Here is a 15,299-nt window from a genome sequence, read left to right on the forward strand (position 1 = left end):
CCCATGCCCCTCCATCGAAAGCAGCTCACCTACTCCGAACGTCCCAACCACGCCGCTCGCGCGGCCCACGCGCGGGGCGATGAGCTGTTCCGCACCTACGACACGAGCGCCATCCGCCCCAAGCGCAGCAAGGCCCCGGCTATCGCCGCCGCCGTACTCGCGCTCGTGGTGGTGGCTCTGGCCGTCTTCCTCATCCTGCGCTTCGTGAACCCGCCGGCCGACCTGCTGCCCGAGGGGCAGACGGCCGTCATCGCCATCGAGCAGGGCGAGGGCGCCTACAACGTGGGCCAGTCGCTGGAGGAGGCCAAGCTCGTGGCCTCGGTGGACAAGTTCGTCGACCGCGTGCGCGAGCTGGACGCCGAGAGCGCGCTCATCCCCGGCACCTACCAGTTCGCCGGCGGCACCTCGCTCGACGACATCATCGCCACTCTCAAGGCGGGCCCTGCGGCCACGGGCGACACCCTCACCGTGCCCGAGGGCCTCACGCGCGAGGCGACGGCCGCCGCTGTGGCCCAGGCCACGAACGGCCGCGTGAGCGCCGAGGACTTCCTGGCCGCCTCCGCCGACGCCAGCGCGTGGGCCGGCCAGTTCCCCTTCCTGGAGAGCGCTGGCACCAACTCGCTCGAGGGCTTCCTGTTCCCCAAGACCTACTCCGTCACCGTGGGCGATGACGCCAACGCCATCGTGGCCATGATGCTCACCCAGTTCCAGACCGAGACGGCGGAGCTTTCGTTCGCCTACCCCGAGTCCCAGGGCCTGAGCCTCTACGAGACCGTCACCCTGGCCTCCATCGTGGAGAAGGAGGCGGCGCCCGAGAACCGCGCTACCGTGGCCTCGGTGTTCTACAACCGTCTGGCCTCCGACCGTCCCTACCTGGAGTCTGACGCCACCACCGCCTACGAGGTGGGCCACGACCCCACGGCTGACGAGGTGCACGCGGACACTCCCTACAGCACCTACTCAAACCCCGGCCTGCCGCCGACGCCCATCTGCTCGCCGAGCCTCGAGTGCCTGAAGGCCGTGTGCGAGCCGGATCAGACGAACTACCTGTTCTTCTACTTCAAGCCCAACGCGTCGGGCGGCATGGACTACTTCTTCAGCGAGACCTACGACGAGCACCAGCGGGCCATCGCCGGAAACTAGGTCGCCGTCATGGGGCTGCTGGATCCGGATCGGTACTTCTCGCGCCTGTCCCACATCGACGTGGAACGCGACCTGCGGGCCCGCGGGCTGGACTGCGTCCTGCTTGACATCGACAACACCATTCTCACCCGCGACACCCACGAGGTGCCCCGTGACGTGCGGCTGTGGCTCGCGCGCGCCCGTGAGGCGGGGACGGGGGTATGCCTGGTGTCGAACAACTGGCACGCGTCGGTTCACGCGCTCGCCGGCGAGCTGGACCTGCCCATCGTGGCCAAGGCCCTAAAGCCCTTGCCCCACGGCCTGCTGCTGGGAATGCGCAAGCTCGGCGGCACGCGCGCCTCCGCGGTGATGGTGGGGGATCAGCTGCTCACCGACGTGGCCGCGGCGCATCTGGCGGGGATGAAGGCCTACATGCTGCAACCGCTGGTCGAGCAGGACCTGCCCCACACCCTCCTGCTGCGCAACTTGGAGCGTATGATGCTGGGGTCGCGTCAGCCCGAGCCCGCGCCGCCCGCCTGCCGCCAGAACATGGAGAACCGCTCCCAGGAGGGACTGTGATGACCGTATCCGCCGCCGGCGCGCCGCTGGCCGAGACGCCCCAGAAGCTCTACGTGCTGGGCCACCCCATCGCCCACTCGAAGTCGCCCGTGATGTACAACGCCGCCTACGAGCGGCTCGGCCTTCCCTGGCACTACGGGGCCATGGACCTGCCCGACGCGCTCGACGCGCGCGCGTTCCTCAAGAAGCGCGACTTCCTCTCCGTCAACATCACCACGCCCTACAAGCCGCTCGCCTTCGAGCTGGCCACGGCCCGCGCCGCCTCGGCGCGCCTGGCCCACGGCGCCAACGTGCTCGTGCGCAAGGGCGATGCTCTCATCGGCTACAACACCGACGGGCAGGGATGCGTGGCCAACTTGGAGCGCGCCGGCTTCGACTTCGCCGGCAAGCGCGTGGCTGTGTGCGGCACGGGCCCCACGTCCCTGGCCATCCTGCACGCCGCCGCCCAGGCCGGCGCCGACGAGGCGCTGCTGCTCGGGCGCGACAAGGACCGCGCCGCCGAGGTGCTGCGCGCCTACGTGGACGAGTACGGCCTTCTGGCCCGCGCCACCATCGACCTGCCGGCTGCGAGCGAGGGTCACCTGAGCTTCCGCGAGGCCTTCGACCACGTGTGCTTCAAGTACGGAAGCTACGCCACGTCCACCCAGGCCATTGCCGCGGCCGACCTCATCATCGACGCCACGCCGCTCGGCATGGCCGAAGGCGACCCGGCGCCCTTCGACACGGCGCTGCTCCACGGGGGGCAGTGGGTGTTCGACGCCGTCTACGGCCACGGCGAGACGGCTCTTGTGGCGGCGGCCCGCGCGGCGGGGGCCACGGCGCTCGACGGCGCCGGCATGCTCGTGGCCCAGGCGGTCGTCACCGTGCAGATCGTCTGCGACATCGCTGAGGCGCCCCAGCCGCTTGGCTTCGACGAGCTGTTCGCCCTCATGGCCGAGGCCGCCGGCTTCGACTGCTAAGAAAGGATGCCCATGGAATACCTCACCGCAGGCGAGAGCCACGGCCCCGAGCTCACGGCCATCGTGACGGGCGTGCCCGCCGGCCTCGTCATATCCGAGGAGCAGATGAACAGCGACCTGGCGCGGCGCCAGGGCGGCTACGGCCGCGGCGGCCGCCAGACCATCGAGCGCGACAAGGTGCGCGTCACGGGTGGCCTGCGCTTCGGACGCACGCTCGGCGGCCCCATCGGGCTTTCCGTCCGCAACCGCGACTGGGTGAACTGGTCGGATCGCATGGCCCCCTTCGGCCCGCCTCCGGCCGACCTCAAGCGCGAGGTCACGCCGCGCCCTGGCCACGCCGACCTGGTGGGCGCCCTGCGCACCAACACCGACGACTGCCGCAACATCCTCGAGCGCGCGAGCGCGCGGGAGACGGCGGCGCGCGTGGCGGCCACGGGCATCGCCCGCGAGCTTTTGGCTGAGCTGGGGGTGGAGGTGTTCTCCTATGTGGTGTCCGTCGGCGACGCGGCCATGGACGAGGACGACCCCCTGACGGCGGCGACCACCTACACGCCGCTTGACATCGAGCTCTCGGAGATGCGCTGCCCGAGCGCGCGCGCCACCGATGCCATGAAGGCCGCCATCGACAAGGCGCGCGCTGCCGGCGAGAGCCTGGGCGGCACGTTTCGCGTGGTGGCCCGTGGCCTCGTGCCCGGGCTTGGCGGCTATGCGAGCGCCTCAGACCGGCTGACCTCGCGCATCGGCGCGGCCCTGTTCGGCATCCCCGCCATCAAGGGCGTCGAGTTCGGGCTCGGCTTCGAGGCCGCGCGCCGTCCGGGATCCCAGGTGCACGACCCCATCGTGCTCGAGGGCTCCGACGGATTCCAGCGTTCGTCGAACAACGCCGGCGGCCTGGAGGGCGGCATGACCAACGGCATGCCGCTCATCGTCACCGTGGCCATGAAGCCCATTCCCACGCTCATGAAGCCGCTCGACACGGTGAACCTGGACACGCTTGAGGTCGAGCAGGCCTCCAAGGAGCGCAGTGACGTGTGCGCCGTGCCCGCCGCAGCCGTCGTGGCCGAGGGCGAGGTGGCGTTCACTCTGGCCAACGCGTATCTGGAGGCATTCGGCTGCACCAACATGACCGACCTCAAGGCGGCCGTGAAGTCCTACAAGCAGCGCCTGAGGACGATGTCGCGGTGAGCCGGCGGGGAAGGGGAGGCCGCGCTGGGGCGTCGGCGCGGCCGGCGGCGGCGCGCGGGGCCCGGCCCGGCGGCGCGCGCCCAGCTCCGGCGCCTGAGGCTCGGCGGCCCGAGCCCATGGAGCTCGCCCGGCCCGTGTTCTTCGTCGGCTTCATGGGCGCGGGCAAGACCTCGGTGGCGCGACGGCTCGCCCGGAGCTGCTCGGTGGCGTCCGTGGACATGGACACCTACCTCGAGCGGCGCGAGGGCAAGCGCGTGAAGGAGATCTTCGCCGAGTCGGGCGAGGAGGGCTTCCGCGCCGTGGAGACTGACGTGCTGGCCGAGCTGGCTGCCAAGGAGCCGCTGCTCGTGTCCTGCGGCGGCGGCGTCATCCTGCGCGAGGAGAACCGCGCCATCCTGGCCGAGGGCGGCTTCGTGGTGTATCTGCGCGTCACCGCCGACGAGGCGGCCTCGCGCATCAGCGACACCTCGTCGCGCCCGCTCTTCCAAGACCTCGAGGCCGCCCGCGCCCGCTGCGAGGAGCGCCTGCCGCTCTACGAGGCCGTGGCCGACGTAACCGTCGATACCGCAGGCAAGGGGGTCGCGGCCATCGCCCGCGAGGTTCAGCGCCTGCTCGAGAAGGAGGGCATCCTATGCCGGCGACCAAGATAGTGGTGAACATTCCCGACGAGGCCTCCTACGCCGTGCGCGTGGGGGTCGACGTGCTCGACGGCCTCGGCGCCGCGCTGCGCCAGCTGCCCGCCGTGGCCGCCGCGCCGCGCCTGCTCGTCATCTCCGACGACAACGTGGCGCCGCTCTACCTGGACGCGGCCAAGGCGTCGCTCTCCCAGGCGGGCTTCCGCGCGGCCGATATCGTGGTGCCGGCGGGGGAGGGCTCGAAGTCCCTCGCGGTGATCGGCGAGGTGTGGGAGGCCATGGCGGGCCTCGGGCTCACGCGCGACTGCGCCGTGGTGGCCCTCGGCGGCGGCGTCGTGGGCGACCTGGCCGGCTTCGCCGCCTCTACCTACATGCGCGGGATCCCCGTGGTGCAGGTGCCCACGACGCTCTTGGCCATGGTGGACTCGTCGGTGGGCGGCAAGACCGGCGTCAACCTGGAGGCGGGAAAGAACCTGGTGGGCACGTTCAAGCAGCCCGCCTACGTGTGCGCCTCCACCGCCACGCTCGCCACGCTGTCCGAGCGCGAGTGGTGCTGCGGCTGCGCCGAGGTGGCGAAGTCCGCGGTCATCGACTCTGACGACTTCTTCTTCTGGCTGCTGGACAACGCCGCGGCCCTGGCCGCGCGCGACGAGGCCGTCACGGCCGAGGCCATCGCGCGCTGCGTCGTGTTCAAGGCGCGCGTGGTATCCGAGGACAAGACGGAGAGTCGCGGGGTGCGCGAGTGCCTCAACTACGGCCACACCCTGGGCCATGCCGTGGAGGCGCTCTCCGGCTACGGCACGTACTCGCACGGCGCCGCGGTGGCCGAGGGCATGCGCTTCGCCGCGCGCCTGGGGACGGCGCTCGCCGGCACGCCTGAGGAGCTGGTGAGCGCGCAAGACGAGCTGCTCGACGCGCTGGGGTTGGAGCCGCTCGCGTGGTCGGCCGCGCCCGAGGAGATGCTCGACGCCATGAAGCGCGACAAGAAGGCGCGCGCCGGCGTGGTGCGCTTTGTCGTGCCCGTGGACGTGGGGCGCTGGGAGCTCGTCGACGTGGACGATGCCGTCATCTTGGAGCACCTGCGCGCCTGGGAGGCGACCAAGGCCTAGGCCCGCCCGCGGCGCGCGGGGCCTCACGGCCCGCGCCGCCCCCCCCGCCGCGGGGCGCGCCAGCCGGAGCAGACGGCATGCGGCTCCTCCCTCGCGGCGGGGCCCAACGCATACGGAAGGAAGGCGTGATGAAGAAGATCCTGCTCATGAACGGGCCCAACCTCAATATGCTGGGGGTGCGCGACCCGGCCATCTACGGCACGGACACCCTGGCGACCATCGAGGCCGAGTTCGCCGCCTACGCGGCCGAGCGCGGCGCTGCGGTGGACTGCTTCCAGTCCAACCACGAAGGCGCGCTCATCGACCGGCTGCACGAGGCCCACGGCTGCTACGACGGCATCGTCTACAATCCCGGCGCCCACACCCACTACTCCTACGCGCTCCATGACGCGGTGGAGACCATCGACGTTCCGGTGGTGGAGATCCACCTGTCGGACATCGAGGCGCGCGAGGAGTTCCGCCGCGTGTCGGTCATCGCGCCGGCCTGCATCGCCCAGGTGAAGGGCCTGGGGAAGGCGGGCTACCTGCGGGCGCTCGACATCCTGCTGGACGGCCCGGCGGGGAAGGACGGGGCGAGTGAGGCGGCGAGCGCGCCTGCGGCCGAGGGCCCGGCGGCAGGGGGCGCGCGATGAGCGCCGGCGCTGAGGCGCCGCTGGCCATGACGGCCGCCGACGCCCGCGCGCTGGCCGACGAGCAGGCCCGCGCCGCCGCTGACCCGGCGGGTGCGGGGCTCGTGGACGGAGGCGCCTGCGCGCGCCGCCTGGGGCTTCTGCGCCAGGCTTGCGCCGGTGCCGACATGGCCGCCTTCCTGGTGCGCGGCACCTCCGACATCGCCTGGCTCACCGCCTTCGACCGCGTCTTCGACGAGGAGGCCGCCCATGCCCTCTACGTCGACCACGGGCGCGCGGTGCTCCACACCGACTCGCGCTACGCCACGGCCTGCCGCGCAGCCGCCACGGGTCAGCCGCTTGAGGTGGACGACGCTCGCGAGACCCACGCGGCCTTCGCCCGGCGGCTCCATGGCAACGAGATCGCCCGTGACCTGGGCATCGAGGACGCCATCTCGCTGGCGGAGTTTCGCCGGCTCGAGGACGCGTTCTCGCCGTCGGCTCCCTTCCGCGAGACCTCTGGCGTGGTGGTGGGCCTGCGCGCGGTGAAGGACGCCTCAGAGGTGGCCCGCATGCGTGCCGCCCAGGCCATCACTGACGCCGCTTTCGCCCATATCGTGGGCTTCATGGCGCCGGGCATGACCGAGCGCGAGGTGCAGCTGGAGCTGGAGGGCTTCATGGAGCGCCAGGGCGCCTGGGGCCTGGCGTTTTCCTCTATCGTGGCTGCGGGCGCCAACGGCGCGAGCCCCCATGCCATCCCCGGCGCCACGGTGCTCGAGGCCGGCCAGTGCGTGGTGCTCGACTTCGGGGCACGGGCCTGGGGCTACTGCTCCGACATGACGCGCACGGTGTTCCTGGGGGAGCCCGACCCCGAGATGCGCGCCGCCTACGAGGCCATCCGCCGTGCCAACGAGGAGGTGGAGGCGCTGCTGCGCCCGGGTGTGACGGGGCGCGCCGCCCACGAGCACGCCGAGGCGGTGCTCGCCGAGGCCGGCTTCGGGGGCGCGATGGGCCACGGCCTGGGCCACGGCGTGGGCATCGACATCCACGAGGAGCCGGTGCTCTCTCCCCGCAACGACCGCGATCTCGTGGCCGGCAACGTGGTGACGGTGGAGCCCGGCATCTACCTACCCGGCCGCTTCGGCATGCGCCTGGAGGACTTCGGCGTCGTCACCGACGACGGCTTCGACGTTTTCACCCAGTCGACCCACGACCTGGTGATCCTCTAGCGCGGCCGCGCCTGCGCCCGCGTCTTGCGAACAGCTTGCAAAAAAGGAGGCCCCGTACATGGGGCCTCCTTCTCGTCTCGGCTAGCCCTGCTTGGGGACGCCCGGTGCCGCGGGAGCGCCGGGCGCCCCGCTTGACGCGCGGCATCTGCCCGCCGGATCCGGCGGGCTCCCGCCTTCCGCCCGGCCGCCGCCTCTCGTTGTTCCGCTTCCATCTTCTTCGTCGTGCTGGTGGGGCCGGCTGCTGCCCGTCGTTCCTCGAAAGAATCGCCTTGTCGTGCAAATTCGCGCGGTTTTGCACTCCCCGACAGGGCGTCGGAGAAATTATTCTCGCATGAGGCATAACCTGACCAGGGAGAACGAAAACTGCTTCACGGAGACAGTCGCCGCCTCTTTGCGAATGGCGCTCCATCGCGCTTCAGGCCAGTGCAAAACCGTTCGAATTTGCAGAAAATCCGCTCCTTGCAGAGGATTTGCCCGCCCGAGGCGGCTTCCTGGCTTAGCGGGTTCGGTCCCGGCCGCCGGCTCTGCTCTCCATTCCCGTCTTTTCGCAGGTTTTCTGGCGCGTTTGGCAGGTCGCGCGTATAATAGACCAGTTTGAAACCCCGGGCCCGCCTGCATCGTGCGCGGGCGAGCTGTGTGAAAGGACACTCCAGTGGCTAGCATCTCTACGGCAGACTTCAAGAACGGCATGTGCATCATCAATAACGGCAAGATGTGCACCATCGTTGAGTTCCAGCACGTCAAGCCCGGCAAGGGCGGCGCGTTCGTGCGCACCAAGCTCAAGGACATCAAGACCGGCCGCGTCGTGGACTACACCTTCAACTCCGGCACGAAGTTCGACTCCGTGCGCCTGGAGACCAAGAAGATGCAGTACCTCTACAACGACGGCTCCGACTACTACTTCATGGACAACGACACCTACGAGCAGATGTCCATCCCCACCGACACCGTGGGCGACGCGGCCAAGTGGCTCAAGGAGAACGACGAGGCCACGCTGCTCTACGCCGGCGACGAGCTCATCTCCATCGAGCCGCAGATGTTCGTCGAGCTGGAGGTGACCCACACCGAGCCCGGCTTCAAGGGCGACACCGCCACCAACACCACCAAGCCCGCCACGCTCGAGACCGGCGTCGAGCTGCAGGTGCCCACGTTCATCGAGATCGGCGACGTGCTGCAGATCGACACCCGCGACGGCCGCTTCATCAAGCGCGTCTAGCCGGCGAGCGACAGCCTGAAAACGACAAGCGGCCCGCGAGCAATCGCGGGCCGCTGTGCGTTTGGGGCGTTTAGGCGTGGAAGAACGCCACGGCGATGGCGCCAGGCCCCACGTGGGTGCCGATGACGCTGCCGACATGGGTCGTGGGTGGCTCGGCCACCGCGGTGTCGAAGAGCTCGCGGCTGTCGGCGACGTACTTGCGCAGGAGCGCATCGTCCAGGCCCGTGTAGCCCAGCCAGATGGGGCGCGAGAAATCCACGCCCCCGCTCTCGGCGATCTTCTGGCGCAGCAGGTTGTTGCCTTGCTTCGAGCCGCGCGCCTTGCCGAGCATGGCCACCTCGCCGTCCACCACGCCGATGACCGGCTTGATGGACAGCAGCCCGCCCGCGATGGCCGTCGCCGCCGAGATGCGGCCGCCCTTCTTGAGGAACTCGAGGGTGTCGAGCACCGCCACCAGACACACCTCGCCGCGCTCGACCTCCAGCCGCTCGGCGATAGCGGCGGCAGAAAGCCCCTCGTCGCGCAGGGAGAGGGCGCGCTCGGCCACCACGCGCTCGCCGACGGTGGCGTTGAGGCTGTCCACCACGAACACGCGCCCGGGGTGCGCGGCGGCGGCCAGGCAGGCGCTGTCGTAGGTGCCCGACAGCTTGCTTGAGAGGCAGACGCACACCACGTCGTCTCCGGCGGCGACGGCCTCGTCGAAGAGCCGCTGGAACTCGACGGGCGGCACCTGGCTCGTGGAGGGGATCTCGTCGCTTTCCACCAGGCGTGCGTAGAACTCGTCGCGCGACAAGTCGACGTCCTGGGCGTACTCGCCGTCGGAGAACGCCACCTTCAGCGGAACGACCGTCACGTCATGCTCCGCGGCGTAGGCAGCCTCCATGTCGCTGCCGGAATCAACGATAATGCGAACGCCCATCGGCGCCTCCTGTCTCGAAAAACGTAAACCCGCAGCGTAGGCTAGCAAAGCCGGGAGGCGTAGGCCACTATTACTTTGATAATCAAATAATTTCCCCATAGGAAGGGGAGATAGGGGGCGGTGGGAAGAGTGCGCGGAAGGCACCTGCTCAGGTGGTCGAAGGGTGGAGGCGAAAGCGTGGCCAATTTCTCTATGGTTTACGCTCGATCGGCACTCTGCGACGCCCGTTTTGGTCAAAAAGCGTACGGTTTACGCGGTTTTGGTCGTATCGGGTGCGTAAACCAGGGTGTTTTTGGCCAGAAAATCGGAATCGGGGCCAAGGCGGCGAAGCGGAGGGGCGGGTGCAGGGAGAGGGCGGGGGCTGGGGTCGCGGGGGCGATGACCGCGGGGGAGGGGCACGAAGGCGACGCGGCAGCGGGGCGGGGGGTGAACCCGCGGGTCTCCGGTCGGGGGGCGGGGGGGTGAGCCTGCGGGTCTCCGGTCGAGGGCGGGGGGGGGTGAGCCTGCGGGTCTCCGGTCGAGGGCGGGGGGTGAGCCTGCGGGTCTCCGGTCGGGGGGGCGAACCCGCGGGTCGCCGGTCGGGGGGGCGAATGCGCGAGGGGCGACGGTCACGGCGGCGTGCGTAATGCGGCCGCCGTGCGGGAACGGCGAGCGCGAGAGGCTGCGAACGTGCGGGGGCGGTGAGTGTGGACAACGATCGCGCGGGGGGTGCCAAGCGCGCAGGCGCGACGAACTCGGCCGCATGCTGTGCCGGGCCCATGCCCCCCGAACTCGCAGCGCTGAGAGTCCTCCTTTCCACGCTTCAGCGCCCTGCCCCCAGCGCCCCGCCTTCGCCTCCTCCCGCGCGTACCGCAATCCGGCTCGCTCTGCCTCGCTTCGTTTGCGAAGTCGGGCCCTGTGGCCCCAGCGCGACCCTCGGCCCCCGTTCGCGAAGCCATGACAGGGCGCCCCTCCTCGTGCCTCCGAAGCTCCTCGGCCTTGCGTACCCGGCAGCCTCGGCCTCGGTGCCCGCCCGCGCCCCTGCCGCCTTGTCGCGTCCTATGCCTCCACCAGATCGATCAGCTCTTGATGGGAGTGGATCCCCAGCTTGGCGTAGATGTGCTTGACGTGCGCCTTCACCGTGTTGCGCGATACGACCAGCGCCTCCTCGATGTACTCGCGGTTGCGCCCGCGCGCGAGCATGGCGAACACCTCGGCCTCGCGCGGCGTGAGCCCGAACTCGGAGGCCAGCTCACCGCAGCGCGCCTCGAGCCGCTCGGCGGGGGAAGTCGCTGCGTCGCGCTCGCCCACGGGTTGGATGCCCTCGATGGCGCCGGTGAAGGTGAAGCGCTTGAGCCCGATGAGCGCGTAGGCGGCGAACACGAGCATGAGCGTACCCACCACAAGAAACACCAGGTGACCGTCGGCCCCGATAGCGTGGTTCACGCCGGTTCCCGCCGCCGCGCCCAGCACCGACCCCAGGCTCGACAACCCGCGCCCCCAGGCGATGGTAGTGGCCGCGCCCAGCGGATTGCGCTCGGCGATGGCCACAAGCGCCATCCAGGCGGTCATGTCGAAGAGGCTGTTGCCGGCCGACAGCAGCGTGACGGCCCCGCGCGTGAAGGAGGCGCTGCCATCCGAGGCCAGGAAGAAGCCGGCTATCACGATGAGGGCGGAGACCTGGGCCAGCAGGTCGGCGGGGAAGGGGCGCCGCGTCAGCAGCACCCAGGCACCCACGGCTAGCGCCGGGAGCGCCTCCAGGGCGCTTGCGCGGGGCACGCCGCCTACCTCGTCGAAGCGCAGCGCGAACCCGAAGGCCACGTGAAACAGCAGCAGGCACACGAACAGCGTGGAGAAGGGGGACAGAAACGACGAAGGCCTGGTGACGGCCAAGTCGTGCGGCGCCTCCCGGCCGTGGCTGTGCTCGAGCACGATGCGCGCCGGCCGCTCGGTCAGCGCTGCGGCCGCTACGGGACACAGCAGGAAGGCGCCGACCCCTACGGCGGCCGGAACCGCGCCGGCCAAGACGCCGGTGGCCAGCTGCAGCCCGTAGGCCGCGCTGATCCCCAGGGCCACGAAGCGCAGCCTCAGCCGCGCGAGCGCCAGGCCCGTCAGCACCGTGGCGCCTGCGCGTCCCACGCCCACCAGGCAGGCGCCCAGGGTGAGCGTCGCCGGGTGGGAGAAGATCAGGCCCGCCAGCATGACGCCGGCGCCGGCTGCCAGAAACGCGAAGGTGCCCGCGATGAAGCTCGCGGGCGTCAGCAGGCGCGGCGCACGGTAGGCCACGAAGCCCAGCGCCATGAGCGCTAGGGCCGTAGCGCTCACGGAGAAGTCGCGCGCATGGGTGAAGATGGGGTCGAACAGCGGAAACACCGCCGTGTTCATGAAGGAGGTCGAGGCCACCAGGAGGGAGAGCGCGGCGGCGGCCAGCACGGCCTCGTCCATGCCTGCGCCATCGCCGTCGGCCGTGCGTCGCTTCTCGTCGTTCGCCATGCCAGCCTCCTCTCGCTGTCCGTCGCCTGCCTTCTATTGTAGGCCCTCGCGCCATCGGAGAGGCGTCGCGGATCGACGTCGGCGGTGGTCGGATGCGTCGCCATCGCCCCCCCCCTCGCACGTGAGCGCCCCTCGCATCCCCGCCCGGCTCGGCCGTCGCCCGATCCGGCGAGCGTGCCTCCCTCTGCCCGGTGCGCCCTCGGCGCCCCGGGCGCGCTGCGTGCCACGCGTCCCTCCGCATGCAGCAAAAACGCCCCGCCGGGAGGGGTGGCGGGGCGCTCGGGGGGCGGACGTCCGCCTGTGCCGCGGGATGCCGCGAGGGCGGGCGCCGAGGGGCGGCCTCGGCGCGCGGGTCATCGTGCACGCCGCGTCGCCCTCGCGGCCGGCCTGGCCTGGCGCGGCCGAGCCCGCCGCGTGCCTGCCCGGCGGGGCTACGCCTGCCCGGTGGCGGCCAGCATGCCTGCGCGCCGCCCGAAGGTCATCGTGCGCCCGCAGGCCAGGCCGGTCAGCAGGTTCGGATAGCTCACGCTGAAGAAGCCGCCCGAGTCGTTGCCGGTCAGGTACAGGCCCTCGATGGGATCGCCGTTCTCGTCGCAGGGGTGCATGTCCGTGTCGATGGTCACGCCGTCAAGCGTCGCCAGGAACCAGGCGCCCGTGCGCACGCCGTAGAAGGGCGGCGTGTCGATGGCCATGAGGCGGTGGGGCTCCTTGTGGTAGTCCTCGTCGCGGCCGGCCGCGGCCATCTCGTTGTAGCGCGTCCACGACGCCACCGTGGCCTCCACGGGCAGGTTCAGCTTCTCGGCCAGCTCCTCCATGGTATCGGCCTTCTGCACGTAGCCGTCCTCAATGAGCTTGTCGATCATGCCGTCGACCACCTTCATGGGGATGTTGTTCTTCGCCCCGTTGTCGAAGGGGAACAGCCGGCAGCAACCCACCTCGTCCATGGCCTCGGCCTGGGCGGCGTGGTTGGCGTCCCAGATGTCCACGTAGGTCTGGTGCGGCTGCATGATGGTGGAGTGCAGCATGTAGTCGTAGGGGCCGGACTCGTTGCAGAAGCGCTTCCCCTTGAGGTTGAGCTTGAGGAACGGCTGCTCGCCGAACCAGAACCAGCGGCCTACCACGCCGTCGCCGGCGGTCTGGTCGGGCTTCACGCAGGCTCGGTTGAAGGTGCATGCCGCGCCGAGCGGGTCCATGGTGGCGCCCAGCCACAGGGCCGCCTTGATGCCGTCGCCGGTGGGGTTGCCGCCGGAGCCGGGGGCCGCGATGCGGATCTTCTGGTTCCAGGCCTGGCGATCCTCCATCATCTCCAGGTTGTTGCCGTAGCCGCCGGTGGACAGGATCACGCCCTTCGACGCGTTGATGCGCAGGTAGCGGCGCTCGCCCTTCACCTCGCGGGCGATGACGCCGGTCACGCGCCCGCCGGCGTCCTGCTCGCACTTGACGAACTCGGTGTACCAGCGCACCTCGGCGCCCTGCTCGGCGGCGTAGGCGAGGATGGACTCGGCGAAGCCCCACGCCTCGTCGGCCTGGCCCGCCGCGGTGAGCTGGGGGCTGTGGCCGGTGGCGAAGGCCTTGTCGCGGCCCGGGTCGTCGATGTTGCCCACGCCGCCCTCGAACTCCATGACCATCTTGCCGTCACGCTCGATGATGTCGGTGAGCCAGTCCACCATGGCGCCGGACTCGTTGGCCCACAGCTTCACCAGGTCGTAGTTCACGAAGCCGTTGGCGTAGCGGACGATGTCCTCCATCGCCTCCATCTTGTCGATGCGGAACTGCGGGAACTCCTCGAAGGAGGCCTGCTGCAAGCGCGAGTCGATGGCGCCGATGTCCTCGCGGACGTTCTTCGGCTCGCCTTGGCGGTCGATGCCGAGCACGCGCGCGCCGTTCTCGGCCGCCGATATCATGGCCGGGATGCCGCCGGTGCCCACGCCCACCACCAGCACCTCGGTGTCGATGGTCTCGGCGATGTCCGCCTCGTCGATGACGGGCGGCGCTCCTAGCCAGGACGGCCCGCCGAAGTCACCGGTGCGCCGGCTGGCCGGTTCAGGCGCGGCGTAGCCCTTTCCGCAGCCGGCCAGCGTGCTGGCGCCGAGCGCGCCCAGGGCCGCTAGCCCGGCGCCTTGCAGGAAGCTGCGGCGCGAGAATCCGTTACTGCTCACTGGGGGCCTCCCATCCCTCGGGCATGTTCAGATCGTGGCACTCGTTGCACGTGAGCACGTTGGCCTCGTGGATGCCGTGGCAGTCGCCGCATTCCAGGGCCAGGTCCTGATGGCTCGCGTGGGGGTTGTACTTCTCGTCGTTGTCGGCGAAGCCCCACAGGTTGGCCGTGATCTCGTCATAGCTCTCGCCCAGCTCGTGGTGGCAGCCGCTCTTGGCGCAGAACTGCTCCGTGGCGAACTCCTTCCCGGTGGCCAGCTTGGTGCCGTCCTCGGTCATCGGGTAGTTGTCCGACGCCCACGCCATGGCCTCGGAGACCTGCGTGGTCAACTCGGCCTCGTGGCACTTGAGGCAGGTCACCCCGTCGGCCGCATGGGCGGTGATGCCCAGGTGCGGGCCGCCCGCGTCGTAGGTTTCCACGTAGTAGTCCATGGGGCTGTGGCAGATGGCGTTGCAGAAGCTCGGCTGCTCATGCCACACCCAGAAGCCCGCGCCCGCCACCACGATGACGGCGGCCACGATGCCCACGGCCGTCCACGTGCGCCGCCGCGACCGCTTGGGCGCCGGCGCAGGCGTCGGTGCGCCAGAGGCCGCGGCGCTTGTCGCGGCGTCCGCGGAGGGTGTTCCTCCCTGTTCGTCTGTCATTTCTCCTCCTTGCTCGCTTGCTTGAGAGACGCTGGCCCGACTGTATGCCCGCGCGTGGCTCCCCGGCTATTACCCTATCGGGGTAAAATCGGCAAAACCCCAGGTGGAGAGCGGGTGAGAAGAATTTGACGCTGGCTGTGCGAGACGGGGCGCCCAGATGACTCGGTCGGCAACGGAATGGGCGGGGCGCCGTTACGCCATCCGTTTTCGCCGCCGTTTTCGCCAAAAAGCGAGGTTGTGCGCTGGTGGGGAAGGGGTGCGGCGGCGCGGCAGCGTGGTTGCTCGCCGTTCTTCCTGGAAAAAACCGCGGATAACTTTCGTGGGACTCCATGGAGGCGGGCTTCGCGGCGCACAACCTCGCTTTTTGGCGAAAACGGCGCCTCGCGCTGACATCCCCCTCTGATCCGCTCGCGTTTCCCGGCCCATCGCGCGATCCACTCGCGACACCGCCCGGCGCCCCCCCG

13 protein-coding genes are annotated in these 15,299 nt (G+C 70.3%); 9 read left to right on the plus strand and 4 right to left on the minus strand.

Features of this window, described 5'->3' with window-relative positions:
- The first annotated feature begins 3 nt into the window (after window positions 1–3).
- The 9 genes from mltG (at window position 4) to efp (ending at window position 8,642) form a co-directional block, all read left to right on the plus strand.
- Window positions 4–1,143 (plus strand): endolytic transglycosylase MltG, encoded by a 1,140-nt coding sequence (mltG, locus tag AC6I0Y_RS03200; protein ID WP_497733051.1) that lies wholly within the window; start codon window positions 4–6, stop codon window positions 1,141–1,143.
- Between the two features lie 9 nt (window positions 1,144–1,152).
- The gene (locus AC6I0Y_RS03205; RefSeq protein ID WP_497733053.1) at window positions 1,153–1,701 is read left to right on the plus strand and encodes a YqeG family HAD IIIA-type phosphatase; all 549 of its coding nucleotides are present in this window, start codon (window positions 1,153–1,155) and stop codon (window positions 1,699–1,701) included.
- A complete protein-coding gene (locus AC6I0Y_RS03210) occupies window positions 1,701–2,660 on the plus strand; it encodes a shikimate dehydrogenase family protein (RefSeq protein ID WP_497733055.1) in 960 nt (319 codons plus the stop codon). The genes AC6I0Y_RS03205 and AC6I0Y_RS03210 overlap by 1 nt, the downstream gene beginning before the upstream one ends.
- 12 nt (window positions 2,661–2,672) lie before the next feature.
- Complete coding sequence (gene aroC / locus AC6I0Y_RS03215; protein ID WP_160708901.1) at window positions 2,673–3,845, plus strand: chorismate synthase; 1,173 nt, start codon at window positions 2,673–2,675, stop codon at window positions 3,843–3,845.
- Window positions 3,846–3,961: 116 nt separating this feature from the next.
- A complete protein-coding gene (locus AC6I0Y_RS03220; protein WP_160710582.1) occupies window positions 3,962–4,495 on the plus strand; it encodes a shikimate kinase in 534 nt (177 codons plus the stop codon).
- On the plus strand, window positions 4,477–5,589 hold the full coding sequence (gene aroB, locus AC6I0Y_RS03225) for a 3-dehydroquinate synthase (protein ID WP_160710581.1): 1,113 nt from the start codon (window positions 4,477–4,479) through the stop codon (window positions 5,587–5,589). The genes AC6I0Y_RS03220 and aroB overlap by 19 nt, the downstream gene beginning before the upstream one ends.
- Window positions 5,590–5,717: 128 nt before the next feature.
- Window positions 5,718–6,221 (plus strand): type II 3-dehydroquinate dehydratase, encoded by a 504-nt coding sequence (aroQ, locus tag AC6I0Y_RS03230; RefSeq protein ID WP_497733058.1) that lies wholly within the window; start codon window positions 5,718–5,720, stop codon window positions 6,219–6,221.
- Window positions 6,218–7,426 (plus strand): M24 family metallopeptidase, encoded by a 1,209-nt coding sequence (locus AC6I0Y_RS03235; RefSeq protein ID WP_497733059.1) that lies wholly within the window; start codon window positions 6,218–6,220, stop codon window positions 7,424–7,426. Before aroQ ends, AC6I0Y_RS03235 begins: the two co-directional genes overlap by 4 nt.
- A gap of 652 nt (window positions 7,427–8,078) precedes the next feature.
- Window positions 8,079–8,642 (plus strand): elongation factor P, encoded by a 564-nt coding sequence (gene efp, locus AC6I0Y_RS03240; RefSeq protein ID WP_160710518.1) that lies wholly within the window; start codon window positions 8,079–8,081, stop codon window positions 8,640–8,642.
- A 70-nt stretch (window positions 8,643–8,712) separates the two neighbouring features.
- On the opposite strand, the gene AC6I0Y_RS03245 is transcribed toward efp, so the two are convergent.
- From AC6I0Y_RS03245 to AC6I0Y_RS03260, 4 genes are all read right to left on the minus strand, one after another.
- On the minus strand, window positions 8,713–9,561 hold the full coding sequence (locus AC6I0Y_RS03245; protein WP_160710517.1) for a DegV family protein: 849 nt from the start codon (window positions 9,559–9,561) through the stop codon (window positions 8,713–8,715).
- Window positions 9,562–10,599: 1,038 nt separating this feature from the next.
- The gene (locus AC6I0Y_RS03250; protein ID WP_497733062.1) at window positions 10,600–12,033 is read right to left on the minus strand and encodes a helix-turn-helix transcriptional regulator; all 1,434 of its coding nucleotides are present in this window, start codon (window positions 12,031–12,033) and stop codon (window positions 10,600–10,602) included.
- Between the two features lie 431 nt (window positions 12,034–12,464).
- Window positions 12,465–14,192: an FAD-dependent oxidoreductase gene (locus AC6I0Y_RS03255; RefSeq protein ID WP_497733064.1), complete on the minus strand. Its 1,728-nt coding sequence runs from the start codon at window positions 14,190–14,192 to the stop codon at window positions 12,465–12,467.
- Entirely contained in the window at window positions 14,182–14,835 is a 654-nt protein-coding gene (locus AC6I0Y_RS03260) for a cytochrome c3 family protein (RefSeq protein ID WP_497733066.1), read from the minus strand. The genes AC6I0Y_RS03255 and AC6I0Y_RS03260 overlap by 11 nt, the downstream gene beginning before the upstream one ends.
- Window positions 14,836–15,299: the final 464 nt, after the last annotated feature.

This window comes from Adlercreutzia sp. St.1H8 (genome assembly GCF_059728655.1).